This is a genomic window from Pantoea sp. USHLN256 (assembly GCF_037149875.1).
GTDB classification, from domain to species: Bacteria; Pseudomonadota; Gammaproteobacteria; order Enterobacterales; family Enterobacteriaceae; genus Pantoea; species Pantoea nemavictus.
The window spans coordinates 90,289-109,976 of sequence record NZ_JBBCQO010000010.1 but is presented as its reverse complement, the minus strand read 5'-3'; the positions used below and the strand labels follow the sequence as shown (position 1 = coordinate 109,976).

Sequence of the window (19,688 nt, the reverse complement as noted above, 5' to 3'; positions counted from 1 at the left end):
ACGCGCTTTTCACGCTTTGCCAGGCAACGGGCCAGCTTTCGTCCTGGTCCTAACATTATTAACAGTAGGCTGAGTATGACCCTTTTTTCCCCTACCGCCTTTCGCCAGCAGTTTCCTGCGCTGAATGATGCCGGCATCTATCTCGACAGCGCCGCCACCGCGCTGAAGCCGCAAGCCGTCATTGATGCGACCGCCCAGTTCTATAGCTTGAGCGCGGGTACCGTGCATCGCAGCCAGTTCGCCGCCGCACGTGCGCTGACGGAAAAGTATGAACAGGCACGCGGTTTAGTGGCGCGCTGGCTTAACGCCGCAGACGACCGGCAAATTGTCTGGACGCGCGGCACCACCGAAGCCATTAATCTGGTCGCCAATAGTTGGCTGGCGCCACGGCTACAAGCGGGCGATGAGATTGTGGTTAGCGAAGCGGAACATCATGCCAATTTAGTACCATGGCTGATGGTGGCGCAGGCCAGCGGTGCGAAAGTGGTGAAATGGCCATTGGGTGCCGATCGCCTGCCCGATATCGCCCAATTGCCCGCCTTGCTTAACGCGCGTACTCGCTTGCTGGCCGTTGGCCAGATGTCGAACGTCACCGGCGGCTGTCCGGATCTGGCCCTGGCGATCCGCCTGGCCCATGACGTTGGTGCCAAAGTGATGGTCGATGGCGCGCAAGGCGTGGTGCATTGCCCGCAGGATGTGCAGGCGCTGGATATCGATTTCTATGCGTTTTCGGGTCACAAGCTTTATGGCCCGATGGGCATTGGCGTGCTATATGGCAAAGCCGAACTGCTGGAGGCTATGCAACCGTGGCAAGGCGGCGGCAAGATGTTGACGCAGGTCGATTTTAACGGTTTCACGCCGCAACCGGTGCCCTGGCGTTTTGAGGCCGGCACGCCAAACGTCGCCGGCGTGGTGGGTTTGAGTGCCGCACTGGAATGGCTGGCGCAACATCATGCCGAAAAAGCCGAAATGTGGAGTCAGCAGCTGGCGAGCCTGGCCGAAGAACAGTTGAGCGAAATACCCGGCTTCCGCAGCTTCCGCTGTGGTAATGCCAGTCTGCTCGCGTTTGATATTGCCGGTATTCATCACAGCGATATCGTCACGCTGCTTGCCGAGCAAGGCATCGCACTGCGCGCGGGACAACACTGCGCACAACCGCTGATGGCGGCGCTCGGCGTTAGCGGTACGTTGCGCGTCTCGTTCGCCCCCTATAATAATTTGCAGGACGTGGATGCGCTGGTGCGCGCCATGCACCATGCCGTCGACTTACTGAGTGAATAAGCTAATGACATCAACCTTGCTCGCCCCGCATCCGTTCGGCGATCTGATCACCGAAGCTAGCCTGACGGAAAAATTCACCCATTTTCATCAATGGGAAGATCGCTATCGTCAGTTGATCCAACTCAGCCGCCAGCTGCCCGCATTAGCGGAAGAATTAAAGACAGCGGATATCGAGCTAAGCGGCTGTGAGAATCGCGTGTGGCTAAGCAGCCAGTTGCTGAACAACGGCACGCTGCACTTTTATGGCGACAGTGAAGGCCGCATCGTGCGCGGTTTGCTGGCGGTGTTATTGACTGCAGTGGAAGGCAAAACGCCAGCCGACTTGCTAGAGCAAGATCCGCTGGCGTTGTTTGATACCTTAGGTCTGCGCGCGCAGCTCAGTGCATCACGCAGTAGCGGATTACAGGCACTGGCAGATGCCGTACAACGCGCCGCGCGCCAGCACACTCAGGCCGTTTGACGCGCCGCCTTCGCGAGGAATTTCTTCAACGCATGAGAGACCGCAACAAACCCAAAGGTAGCGGTCACCATGGTGGCCGCACCGAAACCAGCGGCACAATCCATGCGTTTCGGGCCTTCGGCGGTTGAGCGTGAGGTGCACACGCTGCCATCCGGCTGCGGATACATCAGCGCTTCCGTCGAAAACACGCAGTCGATGCCGAGCTTTCCTTTGCTGTTCTTCACCACGCCAAAATCGCCTTTCAACCTTTCGCGCAGTTTCGCCGCCAGCGGATCCTGAATGGTTTTCGCCAAATCACTCACCTGGATCTGCGTCGGATCGATCTGACCGCCCGCGCCGCCGGTGGTGATCAGCGGGATCTTGTTACGCCGGCACCAGGCAATCAACGCCGCTTTAGGGCGCACGCTATCAATCGCATCAATGACATAGTCAAAACCTGCCGACAACAGCTCAGCGGTATTTTCTGGCGTGATGAAATCATCGATGCAAATCACTTCGCATTCGGGATTGATGGCACGCATCCGCTCTGCCATCACTTCAGTTTTCGCCTGACCAACTTTGCCCTGCAGCGCGTGAATCTGGCGGTTGGTATTGGTGATACAGACATCGTCCATATCAATCAGGGTGATTCTACCAATGCCGGTGCGCGCTAACGCTTCCGCCGCCCATGAACCCACGCCGCCAATACCAATTACGCAAAAGTGGGCGTCGGCAAAACGCTGTAACGCATCCTGCCCATACAGACGCGCCGTGCCGCCAAAACGTTGTCGCCAGGCGTCGCTAACCACAGTCATAACCAAACCTTTCCGAAAAAACGGGACATTAATTAGAACCCAACAGCAGCGAACCGTTGTTGCCATTTTGTGGGTTGCTAAACACCGGCTGGCCGGTGCCCGGCGCGGCTTTCAGCACCCATACGCGGCCATAATGGTTGTAGAAACCCGCCAGATGCGCCGCATCCGGGCCAACGCCTTGATAGATATCGAAGTGCTGCCCTTTAATCGCGCCACCCACGTCCAGCGCGACCATCAAACGCATCTCATATTTGCCGTTGAACTTGCCCTTCTCATTCAGCTGCGGCACTTCCGCCAACAATACCGTGCCCGCCGGAATCAGCGAACGATCGGACGCCACTGATGCCTTGGCAATCAGCGGGACTGCGCTGGCGCCGCGTACCGGCACGTACTCTTCCGGCTTAAAGAAGACAAAGGATTGGTTAGTTTCCAGCACCGAACGCACTTCCTGCGGCGAATGCTCTTGCGCCCACTGACGAATCGCCTGCATCGACATATCTTCGCGCTTCACTTCACCGCGATCGATCAGCTCTTTACCGACGCTGTGATAGGCCCAGCCATTTTTGCCACCGTAGCCAAAGAAACGCAGCGGCCGACCATCACCAAAATCGACATAGCCGCTGCCCTGCACATCCATCATGAAGTTATCAATGAGCGAGTTGCTATAAGCAATGATGTAGCGGTCATCCAGTCCACCATTATAGATAGAAGCGCGGCTCGGCAGTTTCTGACCGCGGGTACGCGGTGGCATGCGGTAAATCGGATACTGGAATTCGCCCTGACGGGTATAACGCGCTTCCACCACCGGCGTGTAGTAACCGGTAAACTGCACGTTGCCGTAATTGTCAGTGCCTTCCATCTGATAGGCATTCAAGCCGAACTGATTGAGCTGGCGAGTATCAGCGCCAGACAGCAGCCAGTTTTGAATCGCACTATAGGTCCCGTTGTTGCGGCCGAACAGACCAGAAGAGGCGGTTTGAATCTGTACCACCTGATCGCTAAAGTCCTTACCGTTCACCGGACGCCCTTTGGCATTCGGTTGGTTAACCAGCCCAAGCGGTTGCTCCAGCTTGCCATCTATATATTGCTGACCGCGATCGGTCGGTTTAGAACTACAGCCCGCTAGCAGCGCGAAAAAAGCGCCCGTCAGTGCATATTTGGCCCAATGTGCTTTCATAACTTTCTCTTTTTATCGATTGTTTGCCCGGCGACGATAGCAAAGGGGCAGCAAGATTGAAATCTGCGACAAGCCGCCACGCTCACATCTGTACAATAATCCATCCAATGGCGAGTTTATTCACCAACTGACTGTAAATTTGGCGCTTTGTCTCAAAAAGGGGTTGCATCGCCGCGCGTCCAGAGTATAGTGCGCATCCACGGACGCGGGGTGGAGCAGCCTGGTAGCTCGTCGGGCTCATAACCCGAAGGTCGTCGGTTCAAATCCGGCCCCCGCAACCAATTCTTCTTAAATGAAGAGACAATGTGAAGTGTCGTGTAACGCGTCAGTCGGACGCGGGGTGGAGCAGCCTGGTAGCTCGTCGGGCTCATAACCCGAAGGTCGTCGGTTCAAATCCGGCCCCCGCAACCAATTGTCTTAAGAAGAATACAATGTGAAAAGTCGCTTAATGCGACAGACGGACGCGGGGTGGAGCAGCCTGGTAGCTCGTCGGGCTCATAACCCGAAGGTCGTCGGTTCGAATCCGGCCCCCGCAACCAATCATTTAAACACCTTAACGGGTGTTTTTTTGTTTCTGGCATCCGACAAAAAGCGGCATTTCTGCCGCCCTCTTCAGCGATGTGCCAGCGCCGCACCCTTGTCAAAATACGCCTTAATGCCATGCAGAATCGCCTCCGCCACCTGATGTTGATAACGCGGCGTACGCAGCTTGCGCTCCTCTTCTACATTACTGATAAACGCGGTTTCTACCAGAATGGAGGGAATATCCGGCGCTTTCAGTACCGCAAACCCGGCCTGATCAACGGTACGCTTATGCAGGTGATTGATGTGCCCCATGCGCGATAGCACTTCTTTGCCAAACTTCAGGCTGTCGCTAATGGTTTGCCGCTGCACCATATCGAACATGGTGTGATCGAGATAACGATCGCCGCTCATGCTGACGCCGCCAATCAAATCGGCTTCATTTTGCGTTTGCGCGAGGAAACGCGCCGCCGCCGAAGTAGCGCCGCTGGTCGAGAGCGCAAACACTGAAGAGCCGCGCGCAGCCCGACTGGTAAAGGCATCGGCGTGGATCGAGATAAACAGATCCGCACGCTGCTTACGTGCTTTCGCTACCCTTACGCGCAGCGGGATAAACACATCCTCATTACGCGTCATGTAGGCTTTCATATTGCGCTCTTTATCGATTAGCGCCTTCAGATAGCGACCAATCTTCAGCACAATGTCCTTCTCACGCGTTTTGTATTTTCCATGCGCGCCCGGATCTTCTCCGCCATGGCCAGGATCGATCATGATGATAATGGGTCGATCGCGCCCCGCTTTACCCGGCAGCGCCGCCTGCACCGGCTGATCGCGTTCAAGATCGCCCTGATTGTAATCCTGCAGTAATGCCAGTAGCGGATCCTCTTCCCGCGACTGCTGGCTGGGATAGAGATCGACCACTAAACGATGCTTGATACCGGCCACTGGCGCCAGGGTGAAAGTCTTCGGCGCGATGCTGCGTTTCAACTCCAGCACAAGGCGTACCGTGTTGGCATCAAACTGGCCAACGCGTGCCGTTTTGATATAGGGATCATCCACACGCACCAGTTTATCCACGCCTTTCAGTACCGGATTGATGTGCATATTTTCGATATCAATAACCAGGCGATCGGGATGACTCAGCGTGAACTGCTTGTACTTGAGGGGAACATTCGATTCCAGGGTAACGCGGGAATACGTCGATGATGGCCAGATGCGCACCGCCACAATATGCTGGCTGGCTGCCAGCCCGGTGCGCGTGACGCTAAGCATCAATAGTGCGCCTGCACCCTGTAATAATCGTCGTCGTGTGAAAGCTTCGGACATGCCGCTCCAACTGCTGTGTAATGTCTAAAAAATCGTCACTTGATGGCAAGAAGGCGAAAACTTTATTCGATGAGAAATGTCTTGTCTTGCCGGAAAACCCAGATAATGCAGTCTGTTAGCGCGTGTTGCATCAGGAAAATCGTAAAGTAACGTCAGGCCCGGCGCTTGCATTAATGGGCAAAACAGCATAAAAATACGAAAATTACGAATAAAAATGCAAAGAGGGTTTTGCCGTGAAGGAACGTAGTACAGAACTGGTTCAGGGTTTTCGCCATACCGTTCCCTATATAAATACCCACCGCGACAAGACATTTGTCATCATGTTAGGTGGCGAGGCCATCGAGCATGAGAACTTCTCTAGCATCGTCAATGATATCGGTCTGCTGCATAGCCTCGGCATTCGTTTAGTGGTGGTCTACGGTGCGCGTCCACAGATTGATGCCAGCATGGCCCAGCAACAGCTGGAACCGATTTACCACAAACACACACGCGTCACCGATGCGCAATCGCTCGAGCTGGTGAAGCAGGCCGCCGGCCGCTTACAGCTGGATATCACCGCGCGTCTGTCGATGAGCCTCAACAACACGCCGCTGCAAGGCGCGCATATTAATGTGGTGAGCGGTAACTTCATTATCGCGCAGCCGCTGGGCGTGGATGATGGTGTCGATTACTGCCACAGCGGCCGTATCCGTCGTATTGATGAAGAAGCGATTCATCGCCAGCTGGACAACGACGCCATTGTGCTACTCGGTCCGGTTGCGGTTTCTGTCACCGGTGAAAGCTTCAATCTGACCTCAGAAGAGGTGGCAACGCAGCTGGCGATTAAGCTCAAGGCAGAGAAGATGATTGGTTTCTGCTCCGAGCAGGGCGTGACCAATCGTGAAGGCGCCATTATTTCCGAGCTGTTCCCGAATGAAGCACAGGCGCGTATCGACGAGATGGAGAGCGACGGCGATTTTCTCTCTGGCACCGTACGTTTCCTGCGCGGCGCGGTAAAAGCCTGCCGCAGCGGCGTGCGCCGTAGTCATCTGATTAGCTATCAGGAAGACGGTGCTTTGCTGCAAGAGTTGTTCTCGCGCGACGGGATCGGTACGCAGATTGTCATGGAGTCCGCCGAGCAAATTCGTCGTGCCAACATCAATGATATCGGCGGCATTCTGGAATTGATTCGCCCGCTGGAGCAGCAAGGAATTCTGGTGCGCCGTTCACGCGAACAGCTGGAGATGGAGATCGATAAATTCACCATCATTCAGCGTGATAATCTCACTATTGCCTGCGCAGCGCTCTACCCTTTCCCCGATGAACAGATTGGCGAGATGGCTTGCGTCGCGGTGCATCCGGATTACCGCAGCTCGTCACGTGGCGAACTGCTGTTGGATCGCGTAGCGTTACAAGCGCGCCAGATGGGTCTCAAGAAGCTGTTCGTATTAACCACGCGCAGCATTCACTGGTTCCAGGAGCGCGGTTTCACGCCGGTGGATATTGAGTCGCTGCCTGAGAGCAAAAAGCAGATGTACAACTATCAGCGCCGTTCAAAGGTGCTGATGGCGGATTTGGGTTAGCACTTGCTGGTGGGCATTTATGCGCATCGGGAAGAGGTCGCCATGAATGGCGTAATGCCGATCAGTTAAGCGCTGAGCGATTTTCGTTCGCCCTCGGCTGGGGTAGTTTCAGCAATGCCGTGCGGCGACCGAGCAGAGGACGCCTGGCCGCGCCCTCTGCACTCCCGGGCCCTGCGCCAGCCCATCCCGCCGCTGCGCGGTGCCTTCACTCCCTCACGATTCCTGACGGACCGGCGGCGATTCGCTCCTGCTCAGCGCCGCCTCTCGCCGCATCCCTGCGGCTCGCCCTGGAATCCCTCACTCGCTCAGCGGGCTGGGATGTCGCCTCAACACCCGCGCTGCAGCATCAATGCCTATTCCTGAATTATAATCGCTGGAACGCCTGTAGGGTCGCCATTCATGGCGACCAGGTAACCCACAATCGTCAGCCAGCAAAATTTCAAATCATATGCGGTAATGACAGGCGACGGTGTTGGGCGCTATCCGCAGCGCCGAGCGCAGAGTGACGGCCAGGATGAGCCGACACGACGTCGGCGAAAGCGCGGCATGAGCCAGGGATGGCGAATCCGCGCGGTCCGTCAGGCCGGAGTGATAAGCGAGGGAACAGCGAGGACGGCGCAGGCGCGGATTGCTAAGGTCCGCGCCTTCGGACCTTAGCCCGGCCGCCGGCTTCACACATTCTGAAACTGCCCTAGGCTTAGCGGGCGGAACCCCCGCGATGCCAGTGCGCTGCTTAACTGACGAGCATTACGCCATGAATGGCGACCCTAGGATGCACTTGTAGGGGCGGCATTGATGCCGACCGGGTTTATTCCTCGCTTAACCGCTCGAGTAATCCGCTGCGTCGCTGGGTACGCAACTGCACCGCGCGGCGGAACACACTGTCATCGCTGTATAACGTCAGCTGCTTACGCGCACGGGTAATCGCGGTGTAAATCAGTTCACGGGTTAGCACCGGTAGAAACTGTGCCGGCATCACCAACGCCGTGTGATCAAACTCCGACCCCTGCGATTTATGTACCGTCATTGCCCACGCGGTATCGTGTGTGGGTAAACGACTTGGCTGTACCGCTTTAATGCTGCCATCCGGCAATGGGAAGAATACTTTTAGCAGGCCTTCATCGTCGAACAACGTAATGCCAATATCACCGTTAAACAGACCCAGCGCGCTATCGTTGCGCGTCACCATCACCGGACGTCCCTGATACCAACGACTGCCGCCGGTGGGACGACGAATCAACTGTAGTTGTATGAGCTTCTGCTCAATACGCTGATTCAACCCCTGCACCCCAAAGGGTCCTTCGCGCAGCGCGCACAGCAGCTGATAACGGCCAAACGCCGCAATAATCTCCGCCGCATCTGCCCGCTGGCTAATTAACCTGAGGAAAGGTTGATAGCCTGCGGCAATCTCCGTCAGCATCGCCTGATAAGCATCACTATCATTCAGCGGTTGGCGGGTGATATCGCTGAATCCCGCCTGAAACGCCGCTTCCACGGCTTTTGCATCTCCCGCGTTGACGGCGCTGGCCAACTGGCCGATGCCGGAATTAGCGTCAAAGCGGTAACTTTTACGCAGCAGGCAAATCGCATCGCGCACAGCGGGGGCGCTGACATCATCATTGCCCGCCACCGCACAGCCGGTGAGTTCGCTGAGTTGTGCTGCACGCGCAGGGCTGTAACCCGCTTCAGCACAGCGGCAGATATCACCCAGCACCGCGCCCGCTTCCACGGATGCCAGCTGATCGCGATCGCCAAGAAAAATTACCCGCGCCTGCGGTGGCAGGGCGGCAATGAGATTGGCCATCATGCCGAGATCCACCATCGAGGCTTCATCTACCACCAGCACATCCAGATGTAATGGATTTCCTGCGTGATAGCGCAAGCGCTGCGTTTCCGGCTGCGCGCCTAACAAACGGTGTAACGTGGTGGCATCAGCGGGGAAGCGCTGACGCTCCGCCTCGCTGACCGGCAACTTCTGCAGCGCTTTACCGAGTGATTCGGTAAGACGCGCCGCCGCTTTTCCGGTTGGTGCGGCTAACTGAACCCGCAGCGCACCTTCGCTGAGACGGATCAACGCGGCCAGCAGTTTTGCCACGGTGGTGGTTTTCCCGGTCCCTGGACCACCCGAAATCACCGCCGTTTTCTGCGTCAGCGCCACGGCAGCCGCAATTTTCTGCCAGTTATCCGGTTCGGTGCCAAATAGCTGATCCAGCACGGCTCTTACCTGCTGGGGTGCAAAAGGCTGTGCTGCCGACTGTGACTGAAAGAAGTGTGCTACCTGCCCTTCGTTGTGCCAGAGACGATGCAGGTAAAGACGATCTTCGCTTAATACAATCGGCGCCGCCTGCTCGCTATCACTGAGCGCAGACCAGCCGTTCAACAACGCAGGCCAATCCTGCGGCTCCCCCGCCGCTTGCCAGATAGCGTGCGCCAATTCTGGATGACGCCCCTTGAAAAGATTGTCACGGCTAAGCTGCGTCAGCGGCAAACAGACATGCCCATCCCCGGCTTCGGCACTCAGGCATGCCGCCAGAAGCAAGCGCGCCGGCTGATCGTCATCGGCCAGCAGTTGGGCAAACTGAACGTCCAATGAGCGCAGCAAGCGCAGCTCAGCCGCCTGAGATAAAAGCGCTGTCATGCTGCTCATGCTGACTCTCCTGGCCCGCGAAACAGGCTATCCAGTTGTGAGACAAAGTCGAAAGTGGGACGCGTGTGGAACACGCCGTTATCGGGCGAGCTGCCGTCCATGCCACGCAGGAAGAGATAGAAAACGCCGCCGAAGTGCTGCTCATAGTCGTAATCCGGCACACGATGCTGTAAATAGCGGTGCAGCGCCAGCGTGTAGAGCTGGTACTGCAAATCATAGCGATGATCGATCATTGCCTGCGCCATTGCCTGCGGCGTATAAGCTTCGTGGCTGTCGCCAAGCCAGTTGGATTTATAATCCAGCAGATAGTATTTACCCTGCCAGCGGAAGACCAGATCAATAAAGCCCTTCAGCATGCCCTGCACCTGACGGAAATCCAGCGGCGGAGCCTGAGCCGATAACGCATCCTGGGAGATCAACGCGCTCAGTTCATGCGCGGTCAGCACATTATCAATCGGCAGATAGAACGCCATCTCCACCAAACGATCGCTGCTCTGCACCTGCGCCAAATGAATGCCCTGCGCATTCAGCGGCGTGCTCAGCACGCGCGTGATCCACTCGCTCAGCATCGGTTGCCAGTGCAGCGGATAGCCATTTTGTTGCAGATGCTGCGCCAGTTTCTCCTCGCTGGGCGGTTGCGGGAAATCCAGCGACTCGAACAGCTCATGCAAAAATGTGCCGGGTGCGGCGCCGCGCGGGAAGTGGTGTGGCGTCAAGGCGGCTTCCCGCTCTTCTTCAAGATCCTCTTCGCCCGCCGCTTCAACATCGAAGTTAGGCATCACATCGAGTAAGCGATGCGAACTGTGCTGCTGTAAACCGGAATAGCTGGTCACACGCCAGGGATCGGCCAGTACCCGCGTCACAGCACGTGCGCCCAGCGCGCTATCGGCGACCGCATCGACCTGCCAGCGCTCGGCATCAATGTCATCCGCCAGCACCACGTCAGTGCCCGCTGCGTCCATTTCATGCAGTAATGTAGCGAGCTGTTCAGCCGTCGCCGCCTCGCCGCGTTGCAGCAGGAACCCGAGCGCGCTTTTGTGCAAATCGCTCGCACCTTCTTTTTTGCGCGTGCCACGAAACAGTGGCGCCACGCCAACGCTGCAGTGAAAGATCGAGCGGGTCAACGCCACGTAGAGCAGGCGCAGATCTTCCGCCAGACGTTCCTGTTCAGCCAACGCCAGGCTCTCCTCATCGGCTTGCAGATCCAGTACTGCGTTGAAGTTCTCACGATCGTGATACAGCGCGGTATCCGCTTCACGGAACCCGGCGGCAAACGGCAGCCACACCAGCGGATATTGCAGACCTTTGGATTTATGAATGGTAACAATCTGCACCAGATGGCGATCGCTCTCCAGACGCAGCTGCTGGCTAGCCGACTGGCTATCCGGACGCGCAATCTGCTGTGCCAGATGGCGCACCAGCGCATGCGGGCTATCCAGCTGCGCAGCCGCCTCCTGCAACAATTCACCCAAGTGCAGTAAATCGGTCAGGCGCCGTTCGCCGTTGTCCGAAGCCAGCAGATTTTCGGCCAGCTGACGTTCCAGCATCATTTCACGCAGCATCGGCAACACGCCGCGCTGCTGCCACACCAGTTGCCAACGGGCAAAGGTGTCAACCAGTTCGTCCCAGCCGCGCGCATCCTGATCCAGCGCATCAAGTTGTGAGGCATCGAAGGCAAACAGCGAGGTAGCCAGCGCGGTGCGCAGCATACGCTCCTGCTCCGGTGCCAGCACGGCCTGCAGCAGCCACAACAGTTCGCGCGCTTCCGGCGTGGTGTAGACGCTGTCGCGGTTCGAGAGGTACACCGACGGGATGCCGAGAAGATTCAATGCTTCGCGAATCAGGTTGGCTTCGTTACGGCTGCGCACCAGCACCGTGATATCCGAGGCTTGCACCGGCCGCAACGCCGCTGCTTTACCCAGCATCGCGCGCTGCTGCTGTCCTGCCTGCAACCAGCGACTAATATCAGCAGCACACTGCTGCGCCATCCTTTGCTGATAATCGCCCACGCTGCAGCCGTCACCCGGCTGCAGCCAGAAGCGCAATGCCGCTTGCTCAACCTGGTCGATACTGAGCGACAGCTGCTGATTAGGGGGCGCGAAGTGCACCGGCTGGAACGGAATATCGGCAAACAAGAATGGCGCGTCGAGGCGCGCAAACAGCTGGTTGACGCTGTTGACCATCGCCGGTGAGGAGCGCCAGTTGGTATCCAGCGTGTAGTGCGCACTCACTTCACTACGCGCGCGAATGTAGGTAAAGATATCCGCACCACGAAACGCATAGATCGCCTGCTTCGGATCGCCAATCAGCAGTAGCGCATGGGCTGGCTGATTGATATACAGCGTGCGGAAAATACGGTATTGCAGCGGATCGGTATCCTGAAACTCATCGATCAACGCGACCGGAAAACGCTGGCGGATAGCCTGCGCTAGCTGCTCGCCGCCAGGCTGCTGCAGCGCTTCGTCGAGGCGGCTTAACAGGTCATCAAAACCGAGTAGCGCCTGCTGCCGTTTCTCTTTGCGTACTGCCGCTCGCACCTCGACCAGCGCTCGCGCAATCACTAAATCGCGCAGCGAAAGTGGCTGCTTGAGGAAGCTGTCGATGGCGTCGAATAAAGCATGATGCGGCGGATTGCCCTTCTTAGTCTTCTCTTCAAGCATGCGCTGGCCAAAACGCGCCAGTTCAGCGGGCACCTGATAGTCGCGCGTTTCGCTTTGCGCCCAAAAATTCACCTTGTTGACCCAAACCGGCAAATTTTTGCTGCTGTAGCTGCGCTTATCCACATCGGATTGACCGACCAGCGCCAGCACCTCTTCACCCGCCGCCTGCCATTGCGCTTTCATGGCGGCGATACGCGCCAGGTTTTCGCTGTGGCGCGAGGCCAGCGTTTCACTGTCGGCCGGCGGCAGGCGCAGGCCAGGTGATTCGCCCTGCAACCACGGACGCAACGTCGCCAGTAGCTGCTCCGGACCGCTCCATTCGCTGACGATCACGCGCGCCACATCCAGCGTTAGCGGATAGCAGTGACGACGCCAGAAATCGGCCGTCGCCTGACGCAGCAACAGCTGCTCATCTTCAATCAGCTGTTGTTCAAACAACATTCCCGACTCAAAGGCGTTGAGATTGAGCATGCGCTGGCAGAAGCCGTGAATCGTGAAAATCGCCGCCTCATCCATTTGACGTTCGGCGGCCAACAGCAGCGAAGCCGCATCAGCAGGCTGCGGAATCTCCTGCAACAGTTGCATCAGCATCGGGTTGCCGCTGACGCCGCGCAGGCAGGCCAATCGCAGCTCGTGGATGTTGGCACGAATACGTCCACGCAGCTCGGCGGTAGCAGCCTCGGTAAAGGTCACCACCAAAATTTCTTCTACCGACAGCGGACGGGAATACGCATTTTGTCCACCTAACCCGAGCAGCAGGCGCAGATAGAGCAGACCGATGGTAAAGGTCTTGCCTGTTCCGGCTGAGGCTTCAATCAGACGCTCACCGCGCAGCGGCAGCGTCAGGGGATTGAGGGTTTCAGGTAACAAACTCATTGCGCATCACTCTTCACTGGCAATGATTGCTGCAATTTCTGCACCTCATCCCAGGTGGTCCAGCCCGGCAATGGCGCGTAGTCATCTTTGGTTGAGCCATCATGGTTACCGCCAACCTGCGAAATCATCGCCATGCCTTGTTGCGCTAACACCGCCTGATGGAAGAAGTCGGCCAGACCCGCTGGCGTCAGCTTTCGAATTTGCTCAATCGCTTTTTCACGCGTATCGAAAGCAAAGTTCTGCCGCTTAAAGTCACGGTTAAAGCGGTTCGCCTCTTCATCCAGCGTCTGCGGGCGCTGCTTCATATCATTGATCAGCGCCTGCTGATACTGCGCGAAATCTTCCGGTTTCATGGTGCGCAGGCGCTGTTCAGCCTGCGGATAAAAGGCCTCGAAGCGTTGCAGTAAGAAGGCAGGTTGTTTGCTGTTGCTTTGCAATAGGAAACCGATCCCCCATTGGCGACCAATCGGCATCTGATAGGCAAACACGGCATAACCGAGCTGCTCTTCGGTACGCAGCTGATTGTAGAACCAGGGCTGCACAATCTGGCTGAGCATGGTGCTGTTCGCCATACTGGCATATTCGCTATACCCCAGCGGCACATAGAGCGCCGCCAGCGCCGAGTCGGTGCTGCTGCCCGCTTTCTGCAGGTTCGCTTTCATCGCTTTATCTACCAGCACATAATCACTGTGCCAGTAGCCGTGACCGTCGCTCTGCAACTGCTGTTTGAGTTCATCACCCAGCTGTGTAACGCGATCCGCAGAGAGATTACCCACCACCATCATCTCTGGCGTGGCGTGATGAATCAGCGCATCGCGGTAATCAGTGACCTCTTTCAGCGTGATATCTTTCACCAGTTTGCGACGCGTTTCACGCTGGGTATAAGGCAGCTGCGACAGCATCTGCATCGGTTGAATGGCTTGCTCAAACGCTTTGCCTTTTTCGGCGGCTTCCAGGCGGTCCAGATACCATGATTTGGCCTGCTCCAACTGCTGTTGATCCGGCGTAAAGGTGGCATAGCCTTCCACCAGTTTTTTCAGCAACTCCGGCAAACGTTGGGTAAAGCCGCTGGCGCTAAACACGATGCCATCATCTTCGCCAGTGGAGAAGCTGATGCCGCCAACCGATGCCTGCGAGTTCAACTCATCCAGTGCCAGACTGGAGAGATAGTCATTCAAACCAAACAGCACCTGCTGACGGGCATCGCTAATCGCGGCTTTATTGCGTAGCGCTAAGGTGATGGCAGCTTTGGGTTCACTGGCGAAAATCTGGCTTGGCATCCAGTAGATGCGCATGCTGTCGCCATTGGTGAGCGCGACCGGATGATCGTAAGTTTTACCTGCGGAAGGCATGATGGCGAAATCAGACGGAATATAGGGATTCAGGGTTGGCATCGACAGCTGGAGCTGGCTCGCTCGCTGTTGCCAGTCACTGAACTGCGCGTCACTGATTTTATCCACCTGATACGGCGCATTCACAAAGTAAGCTTCTTTGTTATGCGGCTCCTGCGGGCTGATATACCAGATGCGCGCATTCTGCGGCGTCATTTCATCAAGACGCGCTTTGATGGCTGCGGGATCGAATTGATCGGCCAGATAGGGCGCATCCAGCGTGTGTTCAACCGGCACCCGCAGCATGGTATCCACCAACCATTCGATGTAATCCATATCGCGCGTGATTGACGGATAGCGGAAATCCAGCGCCAGCACGTGAGAAACTTCATCAAAGTAATCTTTGCTGATGCCCTTATTACGCAGCATATCGAGATAGTTAAATACGGCGGCGACCACCTCATCGCGCTGCGCCAGACCTTTATCGGTCAACGACACGCTGATGGCGAACACGCCGCTGTTACGCTCGGTCATGGGATCGGCACCGGCACTGACGCCGTCCGACAGGCCCTGTTTTTGCAGCCAGTCATTGAGGGTATTTTTGCTGCGATTGCCGAGGATATAGCTGATCAGCGTATCGGTTTTACTGCGGAACCGATCGCTGTTATTAGGAATGCGGAACTCAATTTTTAACTGCTTGCGCGGCTGAGCCGGCACGTAGTGAATGATAATGCCCTTCTGCGCATCGGTCACAACCGGTACGTCGATCTTCGGTATCGTGGTCTGATGATTAGCGACAAGACCAAAGGTTTTTGCCGCAATGTCGGCCATCTCCGGCAGCGGTTTATTACTGTAAATCACCGCCTTCATCAGGTTGGCTGAATAATGGCTGCGGTAAAAATCGGTCAACGCCTGATGCAATTTGCTGTCTGGTTTATCACTTAACGTATCCAGATTACCGCCAGAATAGCGTGAGCCGGGATGGGCCGGATTAAGGGTTTCAGCCCCAACCTGCGCCATGCGCAAACCATCGCGTGAGCGGGCCATGGTGAGTTCGGCATTGACGGCATGGCGCTCACGATCGGCATTGACCGGATCGAGCAGCGGCTCAGCAATCGCATCGGCCAGACGATCTACCGCGGGCTGCAGCGCATCGTTCTCCACTTCCAGATAGAACGCCGTGCGATAGGACGCGGTGCTGGCATTGTGGCTGCCTCCGTGTTTTTTCAGGAATTCGGCAAGGTTATCAGGCTGCGGATAACGCTTAGACCCCATCAGCACCATGTGCTCGAGATAGTGCGCCAGACCCAGTTGCTGATTGGGATCATCCAGCGAACCAATCGGCAACGTCAGTGCTGCCAGAGATTTCGGCGCGTCCTTGTCTGAGACCAGCAGTACGGTCATGCCGTTGCTTAAGGTAATCGCCTGGTAACTGCGTGGATCGTGATCGCTTTTACGAATGGTTTCATTAATGGGTTGCCAGCCGCGATCGGTATCGGCAAAGGCATTCAGCGCCAACGTGCTCAGCAGCAGCGCTCCTATACAGCGTGCGTAGATCCGCATTTAAACCCCTTACGTTACCCTTTTCCGCTGGCTGTGTGTCCAGCGGTGAAATAGAAAAACTTTTTTATAGTGTTGGGAACAGCTTCGAACCAAGCCGCGCCCGATTGCTAATCATCATGTTGATGCGCGAGACGCACCGGTAAATACCAGTGGCGTGCGGCGGCAGTCATTGCCTCTACCGTCGCTTCATCCAGTGTACGGCTAAGGCGCTGCAGATAGGGATCGCTGCCCTCGCCTTCCACCTGGAAACCACCCTGCCAGGCTTGCAGCAGTTTGTTAAGTGCCTTTTTCTGCGTTGCTTCGTCTTCCAGTAGCTGGCGAGACTTGCTATCAAAGCTCGCCTCCAGCCAGGCACCGCCAGACTTGTTCAGCAGCATCAGCGGCTGAACCAACCCGGCCTGATAACCTGCAACGTACTCATTGAGCAGCGCTAACGCCTGTTCGGCGGCTAGCGCAGTGAAGCGCCAATGACTCTGCTTGCGCCCGTACATGCGGCTTTCACCCGTACCGCCTAGCGCGCAATACACCAGATGCTCCAGCCATAACAGCAGGCCATCATTCATATTGAGTACGCCCGGACGCCAGCGTAGCAGTCCATCAGCTTGCACCTGAGTAAGCCAACCGGTCAATTGCACCTCAGCCAACTTCAGGTTGATCTCCCAACTCTCGGCCGGCTGGCGCTGACCACTCACTTCAGCCGCTACTTCCTGCATCTCTTCGGTCTGGCTCTGCCAGAAAAGTTCCCCGAATGGGCCATAAGGCAGATTGCCCGCAGCGCGATGGCGGGCATACAGCTGCGCCGGATCGTCACCGTTGACCAGCGTGTTCAACAGCTGGGCGTTAATTTGGTAGCGCTCCAGGCTGTCCGGCGCGAACGGTTCGCTGTCGGGCAGTTCACTCTCCTCCATCCAGAAGGCAACCCCTAAGCGCTGCTGGAACCAGGCGCGCACCGGATGTCGCCAGAAGCGTAGCAGTTGTTCCAGCGACAAGGTCTCTAACGGCACGGCAGGTAATGGCTGTACGAAATGCGGCTGCGCCACACCGCTGCCGCTGGCCGCTGGCAGCCACTCCGCGGCAAAACTTTGGCCTTGTGCGCCCGGCTGGAAGTTCTCAGCGGCAAAGGGCATACGGCTATGCAGCTTCTGCAGGTGTTCGCGTACGCGCTGCTCGCTGACATCAGGTTCACAGGCTTCATCGCCCGGCAAACGGAAACTCTGCCCGAGATAATCCACCAGCTCACTCACCAATACCGACGGATAGCGCTCCGTGTTGTCCTGAATTGCCCGGCCGATATAGCTGATGTACAGCTGCTGCTGCGCCGAAATCAGCGCTTCAAGGAACAGATAGCGGTCATCATCGCGGCGGCTACGATCGCCTTTACGCATCTGCTGCTGCATTAAATCAAAGCCCAGAGGCGCTAAGGTACGCGGGTAAACGCCGTCGTTCATTCCCAACAAGCACACTACCTTGAAAGGAATGGAGCGCATCGGCATCAGCGTACAGAAGTTGATTGGACCGGCGAGGAAACGCTGGCTAATTCGCTGCTGATCGAGGCGCGAACGCAGTTCATCACGCAACAACGTAACCGGAATGGGCTGTTGATAGGCCGCCTGCATGCCTTGTTCGATAATCTGCTGCCACTGTGTTTCGACCAGCAGCAGCGCGGCTTCACTTTCAGCATCACCGCTAAAGAAGTTTTCAATCAGTTCCCGACACAACGGCATCCACTCGGCTAACGAGCGCTCTTCGGCCAGACGGGCGCGCCACTGTTCAAGTCGCGACAGTAATTCGGCCAGATGCCCCGCCAGCTCGGCGATCAATCCACTGGATTCGTCATACGGCAGAATGCCTTGCCAGTCGCCATTTCTGCTCTCTAGCGCATAGCCCAGCAGCATGCGCTGCAGACCAAAGCGCCAGGTGTGCTGGCCGGTAACCGGCAGTGCCAATGCTTCAACGCTGGCATCATCTAATCCCCAGCGAATACCCGATTCCATCACCCAGCGACGCAGCAGACGCAGGCCGCTTTCATCCACTGAGAAACGCTGCGCTAACGCCGGAACTTCCAGCAGCGCCAGCACATCTTCCGAGGCAAAACGGCTCTCCGGCAGCGCCAGTAAACTGAGCAGTGCCAGAATCGCCGGGTGCGCCTGGCTGGCGCGCCGGTCCGAGATGGCAAAAGGTAAATAACGTTCACTCGGCGCGCTGGCAAAAGCGGCCTGAATGAAAGGTGCATAGCTGTCGATGTCGGCCACCATCACAATGATGTCGCGTGGCTTAAGCGCGGGATCGGCTTCCATTAGCGTCAGCAGATGATCCTGCAGCACTTCGACCTCGCGCTGAGCGCTGTGACAGACCTGCAGCGTGATCGAACGATCTTGCGGATCGAGCAGGCGCTTCTCGCGGCTGTCGGCCAGCTCTCCGGCGTTTAACCCGATCACCGCTTTATCATCCAGGTTGAGCAGGTCCGCTTGCAGGCTGTGCAGCAGGTTGTCCTGCGGCATTTCCACGAAGGCATCAATGTCGTTGGCAGCAGATTCCATCTGGCTCAGTAAAAACAGATTATCGCGCCCGAGTTTGCCCCAGGACGCCAGCAGTGGATTGGTTAACTGCTGCTCGCCGAGGTCATTAAACAGTGCCGAGGCGCTGGTCGGATCGCGGAAGAGTGGCTGCATTTCATCCGATTGAATTCGGCGGCGCTGGCGGCTTTGCAGCTTCGCCAGGAAGGCGTAATCCTGAATGTCGCCCCAGTAGTGGCGGCAGGGATTGGTGAACAGCAGATGAATATCGATGTGCCGACCTAGCGCCTCCAGCGCCTGCAAGTAGACCGGGGGCAGCGCGGAGATACCACAAATGAACACGCGTTGTGGCAGACCGGGCGGTGGCGTATCTGCCTGCTCAAGCTTATGGATAAAGCGAGCATAGAGATTGGCACGATGCCACATCGGCTGGCCCAGACTCTCCGTGAAGTTGACCAGATCGCACCAGAGCGGTGCCTGCCACTGTTGTGATTCGCCTAAGCCATCAATCAGCTCGCCGCGCTCCCAGCTGTTGAGCCAGTCCGAGCGATACACCAGATATTGGTCAAAGAGATCGGCCACGCGGGCGCTGAGCTGATACAGCTTGCGCTTGTCATCGTCGTCATTGAGATAGTGGCGCAGCGGCTGAAAAGCCTCTTGCTCCAGCAGTGTCGGCAGCCGATGCATTAGCTTCCAGCTCATGCTGGCTTTGGTGAAGGCGCTCTCCTCAGGAATATCAGGCAGCACCTTAACGAACATGTTCCAGATAAAACTGGCGGGCAGCGGGAAATCAATGTTGGCGGCAATACCGAAACTGTTGGCCAGCTCCATTTGCAGCCACTGTGCCATTCCCGGGCTTTGCACTAGCACCTGCTCAGCAGCAAGCGGATCGGCCAGCGGTTGGTTTTCAATCAGAATGCCTGCCAGATTTTTCAACAGATCAAGCTGATTGGAATGATAGACCCGGAACATA

Annotated in this window: 10 protein-coding genes and 3 tRNA genes; 6 read left to right on the top strand and 7 right to left on the bottom strand. The window is 56.9% G+C overall.

Translation table 11 applies throughout. The features are described from left to right. Nucleotides 1–75: 75 nt before the first annotated feature. Both csdA and csdE read left to right on the top strand, forming a co-directional pair. On the top strand, nucleotides 76–1,281 hold the full coding sequence (gene csdA / locus WFL93_RS20115; RefSeq protein ID WP_336778894.1) for a cysteine desulfurase CsdA: 1,206 nt from the start codon (nucleotides 76–78) through the stop codon (nucleotides 1,279–1,281). 4 nt (nucleotides 1,282–1,285) lie between these two features. Continuing rightward, a complete protein-coding gene (gene csdE / locus WFL93_RS20110) occupies nucleotides 1,286–1,741 on the top strand; it encodes a cysteine desulfurase sulfur acceptor subunit CsdE (RefSeq protein WP_049852638.1) in 456 nt (151 codons plus the stop codon). Here the strand turns inward: csdE and tcdA are convergent. Both tcdA and mltA read right to left on the bottom strand, forming a co-directional pair. Beyond that, the gene (gene tcdA, locus WFL93_RS20105; protein WP_049852637.1) at nucleotides 1,729–2,535 is read right to left on the bottom strand and encodes a tRNA cyclic N6-threonylcarbamoyladenosine(37) synthase TcdA; all 807 of its coding nucleotides are present in this window, start codon (nucleotides 2,533–2,535) and stop codon (nucleotides 1,729–1,731) included. The two genes, csdE and tcdA, sit on opposite strands and share 13 nt — an antisense overlap. Nucleotides 2,536–2,563: 28 nt before the next feature. Then, nucleotides 2,564–3,712: a murein transglycosylase A gene (mltA, locus tag WFL93_RS20100; RefSeq protein WP_007891750.1), complete on the bottom strand. Its 1,149-nt coding sequence runs from the start codon at nucleotides 3,710–3,712 to the stop codon at nucleotides 2,564–2,566. A gap of 204 nt (nucleotides 3,713–3,916) precedes the next feature. Between mltA and WFL93_RS20095 the strand changes: the two genes are divergently transcribed. From WFL93_RS20095 to WFL93_RS20085, 3 genes are all read left to right on the top strand, one after another. After that, a tRNA-Met gene (locus WFL93_RS20095) sits at nucleotides 3,917–3,993 on the top strand. Nucleotides 3,994–4,046: 53 nt separating this feature from the next. Beyond that, nucleotides 4,047–4,123: transfer RNA gene (locus WFL93_RS20090), tRNA-Met, on the top strand. Between the two features lie 51 nt (nucleotides 4,124–4,174). After that, nucleotides 4,175–4,251, top strand: a tRNA-Met gene (locus WFL93_RS20085). A 73-nt stretch (nucleotides 4,252–4,324) separates the two neighbouring features. On the opposite strand, the gene amiC is transcribed toward WFL93_RS20085, so the two are convergent. Continuing rightward, the gene (gene amiC, locus WFL93_RS20080) at nucleotides 4,325–5,560 is read right to left on the bottom strand and encodes an N-acetylmuramoyl-L-alanine amidase AmiC (RefSeq protein WP_157178894.1); all 1,236 of its coding nucleotides are present in this window, start codon (nucleotides 5,558–5,560) and stop codon (nucleotides 4,325–4,327) included. A gap of 233 nt (nucleotides 5,561–5,793) precedes the next feature. On the opposite strand from amiC, the gene argA reads away from it, so the two are divergent. Beyond that, nucleotides 5,794–7,122, top strand: a complete 1,329-nt coding sequence (gene argA / locus WFL93_RS20075; protein WP_007891884.1) for an amino-acid N-acetyltransferase — start codon at nucleotides 5,794–5,796, stop codon at nucleotides 7,120–7,122. A gap of 808 nt (nucleotides 7,123–7,930) precedes the next feature. Here the strand turns inward: argA and recD are convergent. From recD to recC, 4 genes are all read right to left on the bottom strand, one after another. After that, on the bottom strand, nucleotides 7,931–9,769 hold the full coding sequence (gene recD, locus WFL93_RS20070) for an exodeoxyribonuclease V subunit alpha (protein ID WP_336778893.1): 1,839 nt from the start codon (nucleotides 9,767–9,769) through the stop codon (nucleotides 7,931–7,933). Then, a complete protein-coding gene (gene recB, locus WFL93_RS20065) occupies nucleotides 9,766–13,305 on the bottom strand; it encodes an exodeoxyribonuclease V subunit beta (protein WP_336778892.1) in 3,540 nt (1,179 codons plus the stop codon). The genes recD and recB overlap by 4 nt, the downstream gene beginning before the upstream one ends. Further along, nucleotides 13,302–16,199, bottom strand: a complete 2,898-nt coding sequence (ptrA, locus tag WFL93_RS20060) for a pitrilysin (RefSeq protein ID WP_336778891.1) — start codon at nucleotides 16,197–16,199, stop codon at nucleotides 13,302–13,304. Before ptrA ends, recB begins: the two co-directional genes overlap by 4 nt. A gap of 107 nt (nucleotides 16,200–16,306) precedes the next feature. Beyond that, the gene (recC, locus tag WFL93_RS20055; RefSeq protein WP_336778890.1) at nucleotides 16,307–19,687 is read right to left on the bottom strand and encodes an exodeoxyribonuclease V subunit gamma; all 3,381 of its coding nucleotides are present in this window, start codon (nucleotides 19,685–19,687) and stop codon (nucleotides 16,307–16,309) included. Between the last annotated feature and the right edge of the window lies 1 nt (nucleotide 19,688).